Annotated in this window: 11 protein-coding genes; 2 read left to right on the top strand and 9 right to left on the bottom strand. The window is 60.2% G+C overall.

Annotation, left to right across the window (positions count from 1 at the left end; genetic code table 11):
* Both ACILSI_RS24805 and ACILSI_RS24810 read right to left on the bottom strand, forming a co-directional pair.
* A partial coding sequence (locus ACILSI_RS24805; protein ID WP_395724615.1) for a substrate-binding domain-containing protein occupies nucleotides 1–841 on the bottom strand: 841 nt, incomplete at its 3' end.
* A gap of 44 nt (nucleotides 842–885) precedes the next feature.
* A complete protein-coding gene (locus ACILSI_RS24810) occupies nucleotides 886–1,782 on the bottom strand; it encodes a RimK family alpha-L-glutamate ligase (protein WP_395724616.1) in 897 nt (298 codons plus the stop codon).
* Nucleotides 1,783–1,959: 177 nt separating this feature from the next.
* Between ACILSI_RS24810 and ACILSI_RS24815 the strand changes: the two genes are divergently transcribed.
* Both ACILSI_RS24815 and ACILSI_RS24820 read left to right on the top strand, forming a co-directional pair.
* Nucleotides 1,960–3,597: a hypothetical protein gene (locus ACILSI_RS24815; RefSeq protein WP_395724617.1), complete on the top strand. Its 1,638-nt coding sequence runs from the start codon at nucleotides 1,960–1,962 to the stop codon at nucleotides 3,595–3,597.
* Between the two features lie 199 nt (nucleotides 3,598–3,796).
* Nucleotides 3,797–4,090, top strand: coding sequence for a hypothetical protein (locus tag ACILSI_RS24820; protein ID WP_395724618.1), 294 nt, complete (start codon nucleotides 3,797–3,799; stop codon nucleotides 4,088–4,090).
* 96 nt (nucleotides 4,091–4,186) lie between these two features.
* Here ACILSI_RS24820 and ACILSI_RS24825 read toward each other — a convergent pair whose 3' ends face one another.
* The 7 genes from ACILSI_RS24825 to ACILSI_RS24855 are packed head-to-tail and all read right to left on the bottom strand — an operon-like array spanning nucleotide 4,187 to nucleotide 17,701.
* A complete protein-coding gene (locus ACILSI_RS24825; protein WP_395724619.1) occupies nucleotides 4,187–6,745 on the bottom strand; it encodes a DUF1588 domain-containing protein in 2,559 nt (852 codons plus the stop codon).
* Between the two features lie 49 nt (nucleotides 6,746–6,794).
* Nucleotides 6,795–8,066, bottom strand: coding sequence for a DUF1552 domain-containing protein (locus ACILSI_RS24830; protein ID WP_395724620.1), 1,272 nt, complete (start codon nucleotides 8,064–8,066; stop codon nucleotides 6,795–6,797).
* A complete protein-coding gene (locus tag ACILSI_RS24835) occupies nucleotides 8,063–9,655 on the bottom strand; it encodes a hypothetical protein (protein WP_395724621.1) in 1,593 nt (530 codons plus the stop codon). Before ACILSI_RS24835 ends, ACILSI_RS24830 begins: the two co-directional genes overlap by 4 nt.
* A 24-nt stretch (nucleotides 9,656–9,679) precedes the next feature.
* On the bottom strand, nucleotides 9,680–10,951 hold the full coding sequence (locus tag ACILSI_RS24840; protein ID WP_395724622.1) for a sialidase family protein: 1,272 nt from the start codon (nucleotides 10,949–10,951) through the stop codon (nucleotides 9,680–9,682).
* 47 nt (nucleotides 10,952–10,998) lie between these two features.
* A complete protein-coding gene (locus ACILSI_RS24845; protein WP_395724623.1) occupies nucleotides 10,999–12,801 on the bottom strand; it encodes a putative glycoside hydrolase in 1,803 nt (600 codons plus the stop codon).
* A 46-nt stretch (nucleotides 12,802–12,847) separates the two neighbouring features.
* Nucleotides 12,848–14,974 (bottom strand): SUMF1/EgtB/PvdO family nonheme iron enzyme, encoded by a 2,127-nt coding sequence (locus tag ACILSI_RS24850; RefSeq protein WP_395724624.1) that lies wholly within the window; start codon nucleotides 14,972–14,974, stop codon nucleotides 12,848–12,850.
* 24 nt (nucleotides 14,975–14,998) lie between these two features.
* Nucleotides 14,999–17,701 (bottom strand): exo-alpha-sialidase, encoded by a 2,703-nt coding sequence (locus tag ACILSI_RS24855; RefSeq protein WP_395724625.1) that lies wholly within the window; start codon nucleotides 17,699–17,701, stop codon nucleotides 14,999–15,001.
* Nucleotides 17,702–17,827: the final 126 nt, after the last annotated feature.

Here is a 17,827-nt window from a genome sequence, read left to right on the forward strand (position 1 = left end):
GCCGGATGCGGCGCACGGTGGCGGCGATGCGTTTGTCCGTGCACACGAAGGCCGCGGTGCTGGTGCGATCGATGACGCCGTGCGGTGTAATGATCACGGGCGAAGCAGGTGCGGGGCTGCCGGACATCAATCGCTGGAGCAACTCGGCTGCGGCGTATCCCATGCCGCGCAGATTGCTGTCCACGGAAGTAAGCGGCACCGGTGAGAGATTCACATCAGGCTGATGATTGTCGCATCCGATGATGGCGACATCCTCCGGCACTCGCAGACCTGCATCGAGCGCGAGTCGGATGATTTGGGCTCCACAGCGATCATCCTCAGCCATGATGGCGCAGGGCTTGGGCAGAGCGTGCAGCTTTTTGGCTAGACGCAGTTCCCATTCCTTTTCGCTGATGCCTTTTCGCGATGTTTCGTGAGGGAAATCAAGCCTGGTCACCTCGCAGTCCGCGTCACCCATGGTGCGGAGAAAACCGTCGCGCACGGCGTTGCTGTCGGCAGCACTGAAACGGCGGTAAAAGGCAAAATGCGGACGCCCAAGTGTGAGCAGGTGCCGCGCACCGGTTTCGCCCAAAGCGGCGTAATCGGGAATCACGAGCGGATAGCGCACCTCGTCCCGAATCCGCAAAATTTGCACCACTGGACAACGAAAACGCGCGAGCCTCCGCGCCGTGTCGTCGTGCTCGATGGTGGCGATGATACCATCGGGCCGCACGCCTTCGGGGAAGCGCCCCGAGCGGCGCATCATCGCATTCAGCGCCCAACGCTGCTCGCGGGCAAAATCCACCACGCCTTCGAGCAGATGCTCGATGTAAGGATCGGTGATGAAAAGGATGCTCGGCACGTGCAGCATCATACCTCATTCATCATGGATCGCACGGCAAATGCTCACAGCCGTGCCGCGATGGCCGCCGCCAGCGCATCCGCAGCGGGCGGATGGAAACGGAAGAACAGCTCCGGCTCCACGAGTTCCAGTTCCATCATGGAAAGCTCGCCCGACTCATCCCGCACCGCATCCACGCGAGCATAGAGTGGCGACTGCGGACAAGCGGCGACTGCCGCCTCCGCAAAGGCAATCTCCTCCGCTGTCGGAGTGTGAGGATGCACCGTGCCGCCGTGATCATCCTGCACGCGGAAGTCGCCTGGCTTGGCGATCTTCCGCACCGCATGAGTGCAGCGACCACCGATCACCATCAGCGAAAGCTCCCCATGCGTCAGCACGCTGGCGAGGAACGGCTGGACCATCATCGACTCCACACGCAGCAGTTCCTGGAGCACCGATTCATGCGCCTCCAGGTTCGACGCGTTCAGCCGATAGGTATGCCTCGCTGCGCCCGAGACGGCCGGCTTCAGAATCGCCTCGTTCCATCCGCAGTCAGCGAACACCTCACGGAGTGACGTCGTTTCTCCGCGCTCGATGAACCGCGTTATCGGCACGTTCACCCCACGTTCTGCGAGGTCGCGCAGGTAGTGCTTGTCCAGATTCCAGCGCACCAGTTTCGGTGCATTGAAGAGCAGCATCCCGCCTTCGACACGATCCATCCAGGCTGAAAAATCTGCGAACCGTTCAAAGTAATCCCACGTGGAGCGAAACACCGCCGCACGAGCGCCACTCCAGTCTAAATCAGGATTCGACCACGCTACCCGCGCAGTGCGCAGCCCACGCGCCTCCAGTCCTGCCATCAAGAGCCTTTCCTCGCCGAGCAACTGCGCCTGATACCAGCGCGACTCGTCAGGTGTCTCGTAGCGTTCGTCGGTGAGGATGATGATATCGTGGTCTTCCATGAGCAATCTCAGTCTGCTTGCTGATGGTTCACAGGCAATCCTGCATTTAGACCTCTTCGCGCAGCTGAGAGGCAATAACCCGCACGCATACTTCAGCGCGTATTTACCTCCGTGATGCGCGAAGTTGCTGCATGAGCGCATCGCACGACTTACGGGGTCCGCTACGTTCTGTTTCTCATGCTTCGCTTCAAAACATCTTTCTTCCTCGCCGCCGTGCTGATGCTCGTCGCCTCTGCTTTGGCTGCCGAAGCAGTTGAGCAGGATGGCAAGTTTGTGGAGGTCGCCCAGCGTTTCCAAACTGGCTTCGGGCTGTCTGTGAAGCTCGCCAAGGTCGATGATCCGGTATTTGCCAAGAACCAAGTCGTGACCGTGCTGAAGCCAGAGCAACTCGACCATGCGCTACAGATCCTCACCTGGGTGGAAGCTGAGTTGAAGCGCTACCCGGCTGGATTCATCCAGAAGCACGGTTCCAAAAATCTCGTCTTGGCGAACGCCTACATCTCCAAGTCCGCCAAAGGCCCGGCGGTGACCTACTCGCCGACCTTCATTGCCGACAGAGGCAGTGATTCGATCCTTGTGACTGTGCCCACGACGATGACTCCTTCGGTCGAAGTCCTTGGTCGTGGTTACATCCACCGCACGCTTTTCAACGACTTGCTTGCGGACGTAACGTCTCCCGACTCACCGCTCACCCACGCCAAATGGAAAACACTGGAGTCCGATGACTCGAAGCTCGAAACCGAGAGCGCCAAACGACTCACCAAGACAAGCAACGCACGGGAGGGCCTCTACCAAGTGCTGTGGGATGCCTGGGAGTTCAACGAACTGCTCACGCTCGCCAAAACCGACGCCAAGCTGAAGCAGCGCATCGACCTCGTGAAGGCCTGGATGACGTCGCTCGACCCGCAGTTTAATGAAGCCTTCTGGTCCGTGCTTGCCACCATTCCCGAGCATCAGCGAACCATTTGTCTCAATGATCTGACCGGCACGCAAAGCAATGCCAAGATCAAGGCCGACCCCGAGATCCAAAGCGACATCAGCAAGCTGGAGAAGCAATGGGGCTTCAAAGTGTTGTGGGAGCCAGGTTCCCCCGCACCGCCCATGCCGGTGAAAGTGCGGCTCGAATACTCCTACTTCACCGACAAGAAGCTGAATGAGTTCAGAACGTTCATGCGCATGTGCCGCGAGCAGTTGGAGATCTATCCCGAGCAGATCACCAAGCGACTCAACGTCAAAAACCTCTACATGCTCGACACCTTCAATTTCCGAGGCGCAGGTGTCGCTGGACAAGGCATGAGCTGGCTGCCCCAGGTCTCGTTCGCTTATGGCCTCCGCACCTTTGATTCAGCGGTTGTTAAATCCATGGACTTCCTCCGCCGCACCATTCACCACGAAGTGCTGCACCTCATGGACCGAGCGTTTTCCAAAGAAGGCGGCCTGATCCACGGCTCCAATTGGGACAACCTCAACCAGGAAGGGTTTCGCTACAAAATCGGCAGCCTCGGTGCTCTGAACAGCCCCAGTCAATTGCGCTTTTATAGAGACAACACCCAGTGGCAGGGCTTTGCCGAACCCTACGGCATGAATATCGCCACCGATGACCGCGCCACGCTTTATGCCCGGCTCATGACCGCCCACGCCGCTGATGAAGGACGCGGTGATCAGCCCTTCCTCGAAAAACTCAAAACCGACAAAATCCTCAAAGCCAAAGCGGAACGCCTCATCGAGTTTTTCCGGCTCCTCAAACGCGATCTGGCCATTTCAGAGACGAGTCCGCTGTATTCGCAACTTGAAGCTGCGTGCTCTCCGCAATAGGATAAGTAGTGCTCCGAAGCACACGACATGACAACACCCATTTCTCGCCGCCGGTTTATCGCGAACACTATCGTCGTTGCAAGCGTGCCCTTCGCAGCTTCCGCCGCTGACGGCGATAATCTTGACATCAATGCTAGGAAATTGCTTTTGAGGGGGGCTCGAGTTGACCCTGGACGTGGCGCGGGGACGGGGTGTTACTGTGAGTGACGCCTCCATGCGCCGGGAGTTGTTTGCCCTCCATCTACCCAACCCCGATCGGGTGGAGGCTGATTACGCAGTTCTCGCGGAGCTATCACGCGGGCTCAGTGGTGGGGACATCCTGAACGTATGCGTAAACGCGATTCATGCAGGGAGTGTGGATACGAATCCGGAGCGGTGGATGGTTACGCAGGAGATGCTGGAGCGGGAGATTGCGAAGGTGAAGAAGGCGAAGGTCGAGCACTCGGGGGAGAAGGGTAAGAGCCGGAGGAAGATTGGATTTATACAGGATTGAAGTAGGTGGGATCAGGAGCAGAGGACGGCCAGCGGCGAGAGGAGCAAGGCGGCAAGTAAGGTGAAGGAGGGTTTTATCATGATGAGAATGCAACGGTCACCGCTGACGCATCAGCTCGCTGGTGATGATGAGGTGAATCAGCTCACGGAGTGCGTAGCCTTTCGTTTTCCAGTCCGCTTGCAGACGGCGGAGGGCGGGTTGGTCGGTGAAGCCGAGCGGGCGGCCGAGGGCGTAGGTGAGGAGGCGGTGGGCGAGGTTTTGCGCGAGGAGGTCGGGATGCTTGGTGAGGTAGGCGCGGATGTCGGCGGGACTGTTGACGGGCTGGCCGCGATACTCGCCGGTGGTGTCGATGGCTGCGCCGTTCGGGTAAGCGCTGCGGAAGTGGCCGATGGGATCGTAGGCTTCGAGGGCGAAGCCGAGCGGATCAATCTTCGCGTGGCAATCAGCGCAGGCCTGCACGCTGCGATGTTTTTCCAACTGCTGGCGGATGGTGGTGGCTCCGCGGATGTCGGGCTCGATGGGTGGTACATCCGGCGGTGGCGGGCTGGGCGGTGTGCCGAAGAGTTTCTCCAGCAACCACACACCGCGCTTCACCGGGGAGGTCTCGACGCCGTTGGCGGTGATGGTGAGGATGCTGGCTTGGCCGAGCAAGCCACGTCGTGGTGAATCGGGAGGCAGGCTGATGCGTTGCAAGTGGTCGCCGCTGACGTTGGGCAGTTCATAGAGCCGTGCGAGTCCGGCATTGAGATACGTGAAGTCGGCATCGACGAGCGCGGTGACGGGTTTGTTGCTGCGGATGAGTTCAGCAATGAAGCGCCAGGTTTCTTCCTTCATCGCGGGCTCCAATCGGTCGATGTGATAGGCGGGAAAGGTTTCCTTGGAGGGCGGCATGGTGCCGATCTTGTTCAAGCCGAGCCACTGCTCTGTGAAGAGGCGCAGGAAACGATCACCGCGCGGCGAATCGAGGAGGCGGTCGGTTTCGGTGATGATGGCTTTGGCATCGAGCGGACCTTTGGCCGCAAGCGAACGCAGTCTGTCATCAGGCGGACCAGCGGTGAGAAAGTAGGAGAGGCGGGTCGCGAGTTGCATCGGCGTGATGGTCTTCGCGTCTGATTCCGGTTCGGTGAGAAACAAAAACTCCGAGGAACAAAGCAGCGCTTTAAACACAGGCCGCGCGGCGTCGGCGTAGCGCGTTTTGCCATCGAGACGCTTTTGCACGGCGCTCACATACGGGGCGATGTCATCACCCTTCACCTCACGACGAAAGAGTCGGCTGGCGAGAGCTTGCAGTTCGGTTTGCAGGCGCTCGGGTTCGATTTGTTTTTCGTCGGGCGCGATCTTCGCGAACAGCAGCGTGCGGGCGGGATGCGGTTTGTCATCGCGCATGGGGCCGGTGACTTGCCAGTAATGAACGCGGACCTCGGGGCCTTGGTAGAGGTGTCGGTAGAGCTTGTCGCGCTCCGCACGCAGGGCGAGATTTTCCCAGACGTGCTTGTCGATCTTAGGCACGCTGGGGTCGTATTTGTAGAGTTTGGTGGAGACGAATTGGCCGCGTGTGCCCTTTGGGGGACCGTCGATCCAGGAGATGTAAGGCACGGTGCCGCGATCCAGCCAAATGCGGGCGCGGACGGTGATGTAGCGATCATCTGGCAACTCGGTGGCGTGGATGATGTTCGGCGGGATGAGCCGCCAGCCATTGCCTTTCATGCCTTCGCCTTGTCGGCCGATGCCGAGTTGCATCGGCTGCGACTCGTCATAGTAGGACTTCATGTCTTTGTAATACGGTCTCAGGCCTCCGAGCATGAGATCCTTGCCATACGGGTGATGACGGTTCGCGGCGGTGGCTTCGACCTCGACTTCATACCAACCGGAATGCGGCACGCCGGTATCGCCCAGGCGGCTGAGGAAGAGCTTGCTATCGAAGATCAGTTCCTGATTTCGCAGGCCGTGACTCATATGAATGTAGGCGGGACCTTTCGCTTTCTCTGCACTGATGACACCCAGCCCGAAGGCATCGTTGAGGTCGCGCATTTTGTCCGCGCTATCCTTCCACTGCTTGGCCTCGGGTTTGCCCTTCACGTCAGCGAGATCGTAAACGTGATCCAGCACCGCGTCGGCTGCCTTCAGATACTGCTCCAAATGATGCCGCGAAGTGCGCAACGCGGAGCCGATGTTGCGAAAGCCTTCCAACTCCTCATCGCCCGGAAAGCTGGTGGTGGGATCGAAGTCGCCATCGAACCCAAAGAGGTCCTGCATGGTATGCAAATACTCCGCGCGGCTCAGTCGACGATGCACCACCTGCCCGCCTCGATCTTGAGCGCTGGTCTGTGCTTGAATGAGCTGCCCCTCGATCCAGGCGAGCAGAGCCCGTCGCTCTTCATCGGTGGGTTGCTTCTTTTTCGCAGGTGGCATCTCGCCGAGCTGAAGCTGATGCAGCACCTCCTGCCAGCGCTCTGCGATGGCGATGTCCGTGCCTACTTTCAAAGGCAGATCATCAAGCCGACGATCACCCTTTTGCACGTCACCATCATGGCAATCGACGCAATAACGCGACAGGAAGGCGTCGGGCTTAAGAGCTGCGGTGTCTGCGGCGTGGAGAGCGGAGCAGAAGAGGAAGAGTAGGCAGAAGAATGGGGGCAGGAGAATCTGAGACATTCTTCTGCCCCCATTCTCCTGCCTAAAATCTGGATGAACTTGCTTCATACTACATCAGCAATTGATTGAGGTTCCCGCTGCTCGATCCGAACTGGTCGCGCTCGATGCCCATTTGCTGGAGCAGCGTGACGAAGAGATTGCAGAGCGGCGTTTGTTGGCGGCCATTCTTTGGGAAGAAGAGATGATGACCGTGCTTGAAGCCCCCGCCAGCTAGCACCACGGGCAGGTTCGTGTTCGCGTGGGCGCTGGCATTGCCCATGCCGCTGCCGAAGACCACGGCGGTATTGTCCAGCAACGAGCTGCCACCGATGTCTTTCATGGCGGCGAGCCGCTCCAGGAAGTGATCCAGCTCCGCCATCAGCGCAGACTCGATTATGTGCAATTGCCTCAGCTTGTCCGGGTCCTGACCGGAGTGTGAGAGATCGTGATAGCCGCGATTGATGCCTGGGATGTTCGTCACTGGCAAGGCACCGCCAATGTTCAGCGTGATGATGCGCGTGGCATCCGCTTGCAGTGCCAGGGCCGCGACATCGAAGTTTGCCCGAACGCGGTCCATGCAGCCTTCGCTCTTCCAATCGGGTTTTTGGCCTTCCGTCACAGGCAACGGTTTGTCGAGCCACGCCATGTTCGAGGCGTTCGCACTCTCGAAGTCCCGCATCGCCCCCATGAACTCATCCATCTTCTCGCGATCCCATCGATCCAGATGCGGAGCCACCCGCTTCGCATCCTGTGCGATGAGCGAGAGCACGGATTCATTCTCGGACAACTCCCCACGCCGCGCCGCTGCTGCTGACTTGCGCTGAGGTTTGAAGAGCATGTCAAACGCCACGCCCGGGTCCTCCAACTTCGGCACCGCGATGCCCGAGCGCGTCCATGAGATCGCATCACCGCTGCCCACGCCGAGGCATAGCGACGGAAAACGCGTCAGCCCACCGAGATGCGCCTCCGCCATCTGATCAAGCGTCACACACCCGTCCGCAAACCCCGCCGCCTGCTCGCGACGCACGCCGCTGAGAAAAGCATGCACGCCATAGTGACCTCCCTGAACGCCGGGATGCTCCAGTTGCGAGAACACCGTCATCTTCTTCCGCCAGCGCTCCAGAGGTTTCAGCAAGGGGGTCAGCTCCAACTCAGGCCCATGAGTCACCGGGAAAAATGACTCAGGCCGCACCCCAAAATCCAGCCCGATGCAAACCAGTCGCCGTGGAGACTTCGATGCCTCCGCGCCATGCAGCGCGAGGTTCGAGAACCACGGAAAGGACAGCGCCGTGCCGCTGAGAGTTTGGAGAAAGTGTCTTCGGTTCATGATGGGGGTTTTCATTTTGCGGATGCTCCTTGGGTTTTGGTAATCTTCGCCTCGCCGCTTTGTTGAACGGCTTCGGTGCTTGCAGGGATCGAGAGGTCACGGAGATCGAGGGCTTCGATGGTTCCGGCTTGATGATCGAGGATATGCTCTAATCCTTCGGCAACGACATCGGTGATCTGGAGACGTTGAATCTGCGGCTTTGAAGTGAGGTAACCGACACCCTCAGGCCAGCCACGGCGGCCTTTGCCGGGAGGTGTCACGATGCCAGCCCGCGCATCCATGAAGGCCTCCAGCGCGGAGCGATCCATGGAGGTGCCGATCAAGGAACCGGCGGGCGCGGTGGCTTGCGGTCTTTGCACGACGACATCGCGCACTTCCAGCAACGCGATGCGGCCATCGGCGCGGATGAGTGGCGTGTGGCCGATTTCCTTGCGCGGATCATAGACGTTCAAGCCATCGATGCGCAGCCGATCAATCTTCGCATCTGGCTGGATCCACACGAGCGGACGGTCGTCGATGGGCGCATGGCTGCTGATGTTCTTGAGTGTCACCTGCTCCATCTTGCCTGCGAGCCAGAAGAGGAAGGCCGGGACGTAGTCATAGGCGCGTTGACCAGCGGGACGCAGGTCGATGTTCTCAAACTCCAGCCTCCCGATGTTGCCGCCTTCACGCAGATAGGGCGTGATCCAGACACCGAAGTCACGGTAAGTGCCCTTCACATTGCGGATGGAAACGCGGTCAAGACGCGAGGCGCGCGAGAGGATGCGGATGACCTGAGCGCAGTCGTCGGCCTGCACGCCATCAATGTCCACATCGCTCACGGGACCAATGCCAGCGGCACTGCCAAAGCGTTTCATGGATGCGGGATCACGACCAAACTTTCCCTCGCTGTCCCAATCGCCAAGCAAGTCATCAATGTTCAACGCAATCATGTCATCCCAAGCGCGCCCCTGAACATTGCGAATGCTCAGGAACTCGCCCGGACCCTGCACATGAATGCCGTCCTGATTCGACTGCTTCGGGATGTGGTCGAGATTGATGTAGATGTTCTCAAAGACCACACGCCGCCAATTCGTGAGATACACGGCGAAGGTGCGCGAGTTCGTGATCGAGACATCGCGAAACAGCACCTGCTCCACGCCATGCAAAGCGAACGCGGTGGTCCAGCCGTGTTCCTTCGTCGTGTGTTCCTGATGCTCCGCGTTGCCATTGTAGGTGCCGCCGAGGAACGACAGATTCCGATCCGCGCGGCCTTCAGCTTGCGGCGTCGCATTGGCGATGAGCGGACGATTGGAGTTGTCCGCGAGATAGAAACCGCAGGCACGATTCATGCACTCGATGGTCGTGTTGGAGTGGACCTTGAGCCCCGTGACGAGAATCGGCCCATCCACGATGAGCTTCAGCGTGCCAAGCTTCGGAGCCCGATCAAGGATGCCCTGAATGAGCGAGGTGTCATCCGTGCCGCCGCCTTTGGTGACATCACTATCGAGCTTCGCACCCGCCTCGCTGGCGATGACGATGCGGGAATCTGAGGATGGTGCGGCATTCAGTGCGGCCAGCGGTGCGAGTAGCAAAGCTTTGATGAGGGTGAGTGTGTGTTTCATGCTATTGGGTTACTGTTGCTCGGATTACTTCATCGTCTTCGCCATCGCATCCACCTCGCTCATCTTGAAGCGAACGCTGACGATGGAGCAGCCGACATCTTCCTTTCGGTAGTTCGCATAGGTCGTGGCGACTATGGTGCCGTCGGGGAGCAAGTGCAGGCCGGGGTAAAAGCCGTCTTTGAAGGTCTTCAGTAGACTCACGCGATACTGACCGTGTTTGCCTTGCTTGATGTCATCGTAGGTGCCGACCCAGGCGATGAAGCCACCTTTGTCCTTGGACTTCGGCGAGGCGTTGCGGAAGACGATGACCATGCGGCCATCGGGCAAAGAGATGCCGTGATGCCGATCTCCCGTGAGGCCCCATGGAGCGTCCACGGCTTGGCTCCATGTTTTGCCTTCGTCGCTGCTGAACATGACGAGGCTGGTGCCGCTGCGTTTGTTTTCGCGCATAAGACAGCAGAGTTCGTTGCCATCTGGCGAACGGAAGACATACGGCTCGCAGGGATGCTTGCCGTCGAGCTTCGTGCCATCGCAGGCCATCACAGGCTCCGACCAGGTGAATCCGCCGTCGCGCGTTATGGATTGCAGCACTTGCAGCGTGCCGCCTTCGCCGATGCCGCCACCGCGATGAAACATGCCGAGATGCGATCCGTCCTTCAGCCGAACGATACTGGAGAAGGTCATGATGCAGCGAAAAGGATCGTCCTTGGCAATGCGTCCGCCGATGGGCGGCAGCTCACGCCAGGTCTTGCCATCGTCCTCGCTGACGATGCGCGGCATGAAACCTTCGTGACGGCCTTCGATGAGTTTGGGGTTCTCCCTCTCAGTCAAGGTGCGTGCGGCAAAGACCCACAAGCGCTCTTTGCCCTGCGGATCGGTGATGCGATAGATGCTCGGGCAGTTCTTGAAGTTGACGTAGTTCGGCGGCAGTGCGTCGTCGATGCGCTTCCACGTCAATCCGCCATCATCGCTGCGAGACATCGGCCCCGCGTGTCCGCCATGGCCGAGGTTCCAGACGCAAAACATCGTCTTGTTGTCCGCGAGCATCACCGTGGTGGGATGCGCGTGATACTCGTCAGGCCTTGGCGATCCGCGAGCGATGACGATCTGCCGCTGCGTGTCCTCGGAGAGGTCGATGTGGGTCAATGCCTCGCGCTGCTGCTGCCACTGCGCCTTCTTTTCGGCAGGCGCAGATTCCCAGGCGCGTTTAGCCGCCTTGGTGGCGTTGGCAGCTTCGGGTTTGGCTTGGGCGAAAGCGGCGATTGGTAAGAGCAGGAAGATGAGAATGGGTTTCATTTCTCGATGAAGGGGCTACTTGAGATCGTGCGATGGAGACGGCGCGGTCATGGGTTCAACAGGATGGCCGCCTCGCCCTTTCGAAGGGAGACCGCCGTAACGGATGCCTCACGGGTGCCGTCGGAACGGAGCGGCTTCAGAGGCTTGGCGAGCTGAAGCGACAGCGCCCCGCTATCGAAATCCTCGCCGTCCGGCGGGCGGACGATGACAAGTCCCTTGCTGAACTCGCGGGCAAAGACACGTGGCGATGGCACCGGGGCACCCTCTGTCAGGCGCACGTCGTCGATCCACGCGGTGCCGAGCGCCTCGCTGATGCGGAAGCTGATGCGGCCTTCGGCATCGTCTGCGGTGGTGAAGGCCATTTCGTGCCGGGTCCAATCCGTGGTGCCGGTGACACTGAGCATGGCCACAGGTGAGGTGCCAGCCTGGGCGAAGTCGTAGGGATAAACTTGTGCGCCGATGCCACCGCGCACGGCCTTTGTTTTGATCCAGGCGCTCAGAGTGTAGGCGGTGTGCGGCTTGAGGGTGGCGTTCTGGCTGTGGATACGAATGGCCTTGGGATCGGTGCTTTCCAGGCGCACGCTGGCCGTGCCTTCTTGCTTCTCCGTGGTGTCGGGAGCGATGCCTTCCGCGATGCGCCAATCGGCGAGTGAGTCGAGCGATCCGTTGCGCAGGAGATTCGGGTCGGATTGAGACGCAGGGGCGTCGGATGGCCACGGGTGGTATTCGCCTTTCGCCTCGCCGAGGTTCACGCGAATGGCGTCGAACCACAACTCTGTCACGCGAGTGTAAGGATGCAGGCCAAAGCCAAAGTAGGTGCCGCCGCCGTGTGCCATGAGATACGAGGCGAGGCCGTAGAGTTGATCGCGCTCGCGGCTCACGCCGGGCAGCTTCGCTCCGAAGGACACGAGCTGCGCATTATGCACCGGGTTGTATTGCAGCAGTTGCACGTGACCCATGCGGTCATGCTTGCGAGCTATATCAATGCGCCGCTGCCACTCATGGGCGGGTGTGGCAAGGTTGAGCCAGTTCTCCAGTTGGAATCCATCCACGACGAGCGGCTCTGCTTGCCAGCCGTTCGCCACGAAAAGTTTCTGCAGCTGCTTTGCTTTCACTTTGCCAAACAACGCCTGCAAATCACGCGTCCAGCGATCCGCCTCCATGCCCTGGCGTGGATACTCGACGATATTGGCTGCCAGCCCCGGTCCGGCGACATCACTGGGCACGGTGTCGAAAAAGATGCCGTCCCAGTCCTTCGCCACATCAACTGCGTGTCGCTCCGCGATGAACTGCTGGTATCCAGCGAAGCCCACATTCATCACGAAATCATCCACGGGCGGCCCCCAATAGTAGATCGGCACGCGAGCCTCATGGCGCTGCCTTGCGCTGGCTTTGGCGTTCACACGCATGGCAAACTCCGCATCGCTCACGCGGTTATCATGATCGGCGTCGTTGCGATCATCCCAGCCTGGGACCGTTCGGCTTTCTTTGGGGTTCTTTGCCTCTTCCGCGCCAACATGAAGCGTCACCTTCGTGTCTGCGGCGAAGTGAATGAAGCAGCTCTCGTAGTCGAAGCCCTTCTCCTGGCACCACCTCCGCAAGGCTTCTGCCTTCTCGGATGGCTCCAGCATGGTGCAAACAAGCGCGTATTGAATGGCCAGATGACCTTGCCGAGCTTGTTTCGCCTGAAGGCGAAAGCCGAGATCGATTTTGTCCGTCATCCAAGCCGCATCACCGCCGAAGTTCATGAAGGTGCGCACCGTGGGCAGCACATGTGGTCGGTCGGTGGCGTGCAGCGGGGCCAACGGCGCGAGCAGCATGGCGGCGATGAGGGTGGAGGTGCGTTTCATGTTGGTTGTTTCTGGCGTGGTTGAATTTTGTAACGCTACTTCGTTTTCACTTCTTCGGCGTGGGTGGCAGCGCTTTGATCCACGCGAGGTTGAAGGCGTAGTGGTCCTTGCTGGTGATGAGTTGGATGCGGCCGTCGCGGGTTTGGGTGACGGCGAGGTAGCCGTTGATATCGGCGGTGGTTTTGCCTTCGGGGGCGATGAGGCGGCGGTCGGGCCAGGTCTTGCCTTCGTCGTAGCTGACGGCGGTGAAGAGGCCGTAGCCGGTGTAGTCGCCGCCGGTCGATTTGAAGCTGAGTCCGGCGCGTTCGTTCTTCGGTGTGCGGGCTTGGTCGGTGAAAGAGCAGAGCAGGATGGGGCCTTCTTTGAGCCGCAGCATGGCGGGGCGCTGGGTGTTGCTCACCACGGGGAACTCACTCGTTTCCCATTGCCACGTTTCACCGAGATCGCCGGAGTAGCTGACGGGCATCTTGAGGTTGAAACGCTTCTGCGCGGGCTCCTCGGGTGAGAGACGGCCGAAGGCCATGAGGCGTCCGTCGGCGAGTTCGACGATGGGGGAATGAATGCCCGCGATGAAAGGTCCCTTGCCTCCGGGCTGAATGTCTTCCGAGCCGCGCCGATGCCGCCCGGTCTCGCTCCAGGTCCTACCGTTGTCGCGGCTGATGGACAGGCCAGCGGAGTCGAATGGGATCGCGACGACGCCTTCCTTCGTACGGATGGGATTGCTGGCTGACTCCCCGTGTGCCCGCATCACTTCGGCCTTCGACCAGGTAACGCCGTTGTCGGTGGAGCGGCGGATCAGGATGTCGCCATGCTGTCGGCCTTCGACGATGTGGATGATCGTCTTGTCGCCATCCCACCAGACCTTGGGTGCGTGATCGTTCACGTCCTGCGCATCCCAAAAGGCGGAAGCAGGCTCCCATTCCTTCGCGCCGAAGCGCAGGCGCGATGCGGCGTTCGCGGTGGTGAGATCGGTCTCGCCGAGGGTGGAGAACCAAACCGCGAGCAAATCGCCATTCGGGCACTCGGTGATCGACGGGCTGTGATTTTGACTGATGAACACGGGGCCGAAAGCGTCATTTGGAATGCGCACATAGGGCTTCGGGCCTTCAAAGAAAGGAGTATCCGCAGCATGCGGCTCGTGGTTCGGCACGATCTGGCTCACGTTCTCCGCATTCAACGGTGGCGCGGCCACAGGGAGCCTTTTTCCCTTCGGAAGCTCACCCTGCACCACGCGAAAGCCGATGCGTTCGCTCGCGGAGTGCGTCACCCACGAGCCGCGATTCGCCGAACGCAGAAAGCGGATCATCGAGGAATGAAACCCGCCGCGAAAGACGCGGCAGTCGCCATCCGCGCGACCGAGCGGATCGGTCTGTGCGCCGCTCTCATACGGCCCATACCAATCGCTGCACCACTCGGCCAAGTTGCCATGCATGTCATGCAGGCCCCAGGCATTCGGCGTTTTTTGCGCCACGCGTAAGGAACCCGTGCCACCTGCCTTCGATTCCTCCACCGGATGAGTGAGGCCGATGATTTGCCCCTGCTTCAAGCTCGCAGCAGGCTTCCCGGCATTCCGCCAGTCATACTCGCGAGGCATCGGTCCCGAGGGGAAATACACACCTCGGAAGTTGTCCTCACCAAACCACTTCTGATGGGCATCTGGCAAAGTGTCGCCCGTGTGGAAAAGCGTCGTCGTGCCCGCGCGGCAGGCATACTCCCACTCCGCCTCGGTCGGCAGACGATACGTCTTGCCTTCCTTCTTCGAGAGCCACTCACAAAACGCCACCGCCTTGTCCCAAGTCACACCGCTCGCCGCATCATCATCCGCAGGCTTCGACTTCGGATCCTTTTTTTTGAACTCGGGATCGAACTGTCGATACTGCGCCACCGTGACCTCCGTGACGCCGATGTGAAATGGCTGCGTGATCGTGACCTGATGCGCGGGCTTTTCATCGAAGTCGATCCGATCGATGTCCTTATGCATCTCGCCAAACCGCTTCTGCCGCAGATAATCCTCCATCGGCGGCCCGTCCTGGCCCATCGTGAATGTGCCGGGCTGGATGGGCATGAGCTTCATTCCGACGGAGTTGGTGATCGGCTCGGCTCTTTGGCCCACGGAATACACCGAAGACACGGAAAGGATGAGAGGAATGAGGAAGAGGCGGCTGGGTTTCATGAGGTTCGTTTCAGATCATCCGGTTCACGGCACCACGCGCACGCTCAAAGAGGTGAGCGTAAGACTGGCTGGTGAGGTGAAGCTGAAGTCGTTGGAGCCGGGCTTGAGGGCTTGTTTCAAAGCGGTGGATGAAAGGGTAAGTGTAAGCTCGGATTTGCTGCGCGTGGATTTCAGCTCGTGGAGCGGCTGACCGTTGAGTGTGGTCGCGGGTGGCGCGAACTCGCCTTCGGCTTTGAAAACGATTTCGAGGCTGGTTTCCCTGGCCACGGCAGGATCATCCGCAATGAACAAGCGCGTGGTGGCGGGCGTGCTGGCCTTCATCGCCAATAGCAGGGGCGTCTCGCTCACCGTGGCGTTGTTGGTGACGCTGCACGCATCGACGAAGAACTCCTTCGGCTGGTGCGCGAGCCTCGCTGGATCGGATAGCTCGGCGAGGAGCGGGTATTCGGCGGTGTTGTAGCAATTGAAGGTGTAAAGACCATCCGCTCCCCGCGCCCAAAGCGTGGCGGCGGCGGCTCGCAGCGTCTCCGGCGAGCCATATCGGGTGAAGCCGCGCGGCATCCGCTCGATCACTCCATAGACGGGCACGCGATGCCGATGCGCGAGGGTGACCCACTGGTCGAGTGCGTTTGAGCCAAAGGTGAAGCCGTTGCCGGCAATGACGGCGTCGATCCATCCGGCCTTCAACCAGGCTTCGACATCGAGACCGAGTTCCTTCGCGCGAGCGGGGCCATCGGGGACGCGGGTGACGAGGCGCAATGGGTGCCCGCGCCGTTTCGCGGTTTCGTCGAGAATGCTGCGCGCATCGCGAACGAACTCCGTGAGGACTGCGGCGTTGATCTCGCCATCGCGGAAGAACTTGGGGTAGCGAAGCCAGTCCAACTCCACGCCGTCGAGGTCGTAGCGTCGGCAAGCCTCGCGCAGGATCGCGAGATAGTGGCTGCGGACTTCCACCTTGGAGTAGTCGTAGAGCAGTTTCTCGCCGTCCCGCTCGCGATCCGGCCCCGCTCGCAGTTCCTCGGGCTGCGTTTTCACTTTTGCCCACATCTCTTGGGCTTCAGGTCGCGCCGGGTCATTCAACCAGGGCAGGAACTCGTTCTTCCACTCGGCCTCCGATGGCGGCTGAAGAAACCAATGCCGGTGCGTGCGTCGGAACTCATCCCAAAGATGCGCCCAATTGAAGTAGGCGTGATGCTTGTCGTTCATGCGCATCGAGAAGAAGAAGGTGCGGTCATCGCGCTTCCAAAACTGAAGGATCGGCTGGAGTGGATCGTCCCCAAGCGCGGCGATGTGATCCCGCTTCAGCTCCCAGATGGGCAGGCCGAAATTACCGCAATACGAGAGGCCTTGCGTTTTGGTTTTGGCCAGCGGCCCAATGCGCGGCGCGAGCGCATCGTCGAGCGAGTGGATCGTCGGGAGCGGCAGGTATTTGCCCGCAGGCACCCAGAGACCATTGGCATGATGCTCCGGGTAGGCGGGCCACTTCAGGTCATCGCTGTCATTGTTGAACAGGATGCGCGGCAGGCCGCGGCTTTCGAGCGACGCGCCTGGGCTTGCTTCCGCAGCTACGGACAGGCTGGCGACTGGAATCACCGCCAGCTCCGCGCTGTTGTTGTTCCAGAGTTCGCGACCGGTGCCGACTCGGGTAAACTTGTCGCCGCTGTTCGAGTAGCCGACATAGAGCTTGCCGTCATGCTCCACCGCATACGGGTAGGAGAGCGCCGCACCTTTGTTTGACTCACCGGGGCCGCCGGGAAACTCAGCGTGACGGATGACGAACACTTTGCTTAACAAGGTCTCGCCCGGCCTGCTGACGGCGATGGTCAAAGGCGAGCGCCGTTTGCCGCTGTCCGCTGTGGTGGTGCAGACGAGAAATCGCTGGCCGGTGCTCAAGGTGCCAGCGATGGGTTTGCTCGTGGCCATCGGTAGATTGCTGGGGCGCATCTCGCCCCAAGTGCGACCGTAGTCCTCGCTGGTGGCGATGAGCGCCTCCGCTCCGTCGCCGTAGCGCGAGAGGCTCGTGACCCGCTTGCCATTCACGATGACAGTGGACTCGCCCCACATCTTCTTGAGGTCCTTCGCTTGCGGGACCGGCACCACATCCCAGTGGGTGAAATCTTCGCCGTGACTGATGGCGACGAGAGCAGGGTCGCCAGCGCCGACCTTCAGCCCGGCCATAATCCAATTTCCATCCTCCATCTTCTGCGGCTCCTGCATGGGCCAGAAGCCGCCTTCGATCACCGTGCCCTTCGACTGCCATTGCTGAGCGGTTTCATCGAGCACATAAGCCCGCGTGTGAACGCCCTTCATCGTGCCCGTGTAGGCTCCATGAAATGCCCAGAGCGTTCCCTTGTGCGAGAGGAAGGCACCATGGCTCACCCCGACAGGGCCGTCGCCTGCGTCCATCGTGCGGACCTCGCCCCAGGTCTTGCCATCGTCGTCGCTCACACAGAACCGCGCCTCCTCCGTGTCAGTGTTTTCGCCGCCTTGGTTATGGCCGAAGGAGGCGTAGAGCCGGCCCTTGTGAAAGCAAAGCGCCACGCCATGCAGGAAACGGTAACCGTCTTTGCTGAACTCGTAGGGCTTGATGACGGAGAACCGCGCGTCCTGGAGCAGTGGGAGTTCAGCGGCTTTGAGTAAAGGCACGCGCGCGTCCCAGAGCGGCGCGGCAGGTTCTTCGGCCAATAGCGAGGTGGCAGCGAGGAAGAGCGTGAGGGCGAGTTTCATTTAGCAGCCTGTTGAAAAAGAGGGGTTAAAAAGGCCAAAACTTGGGGGCCAGTCTTCTTCGCGGCCTGGGTGCTGTTGGTGGCCGATTCGCATGATGGAACCTTGTGGCGCTCTCAAGCGTGTCCA

The sequence above is a fragment of the Prosthecobacter sp. genome (assembly GCF_044232965.1).
Lineage (GTDB): Bacteria > Verrucomicrobiota > Verrucomicrobiia > Verrucomicrobiales > Verrucomicrobiaceae > Prosthecobacter.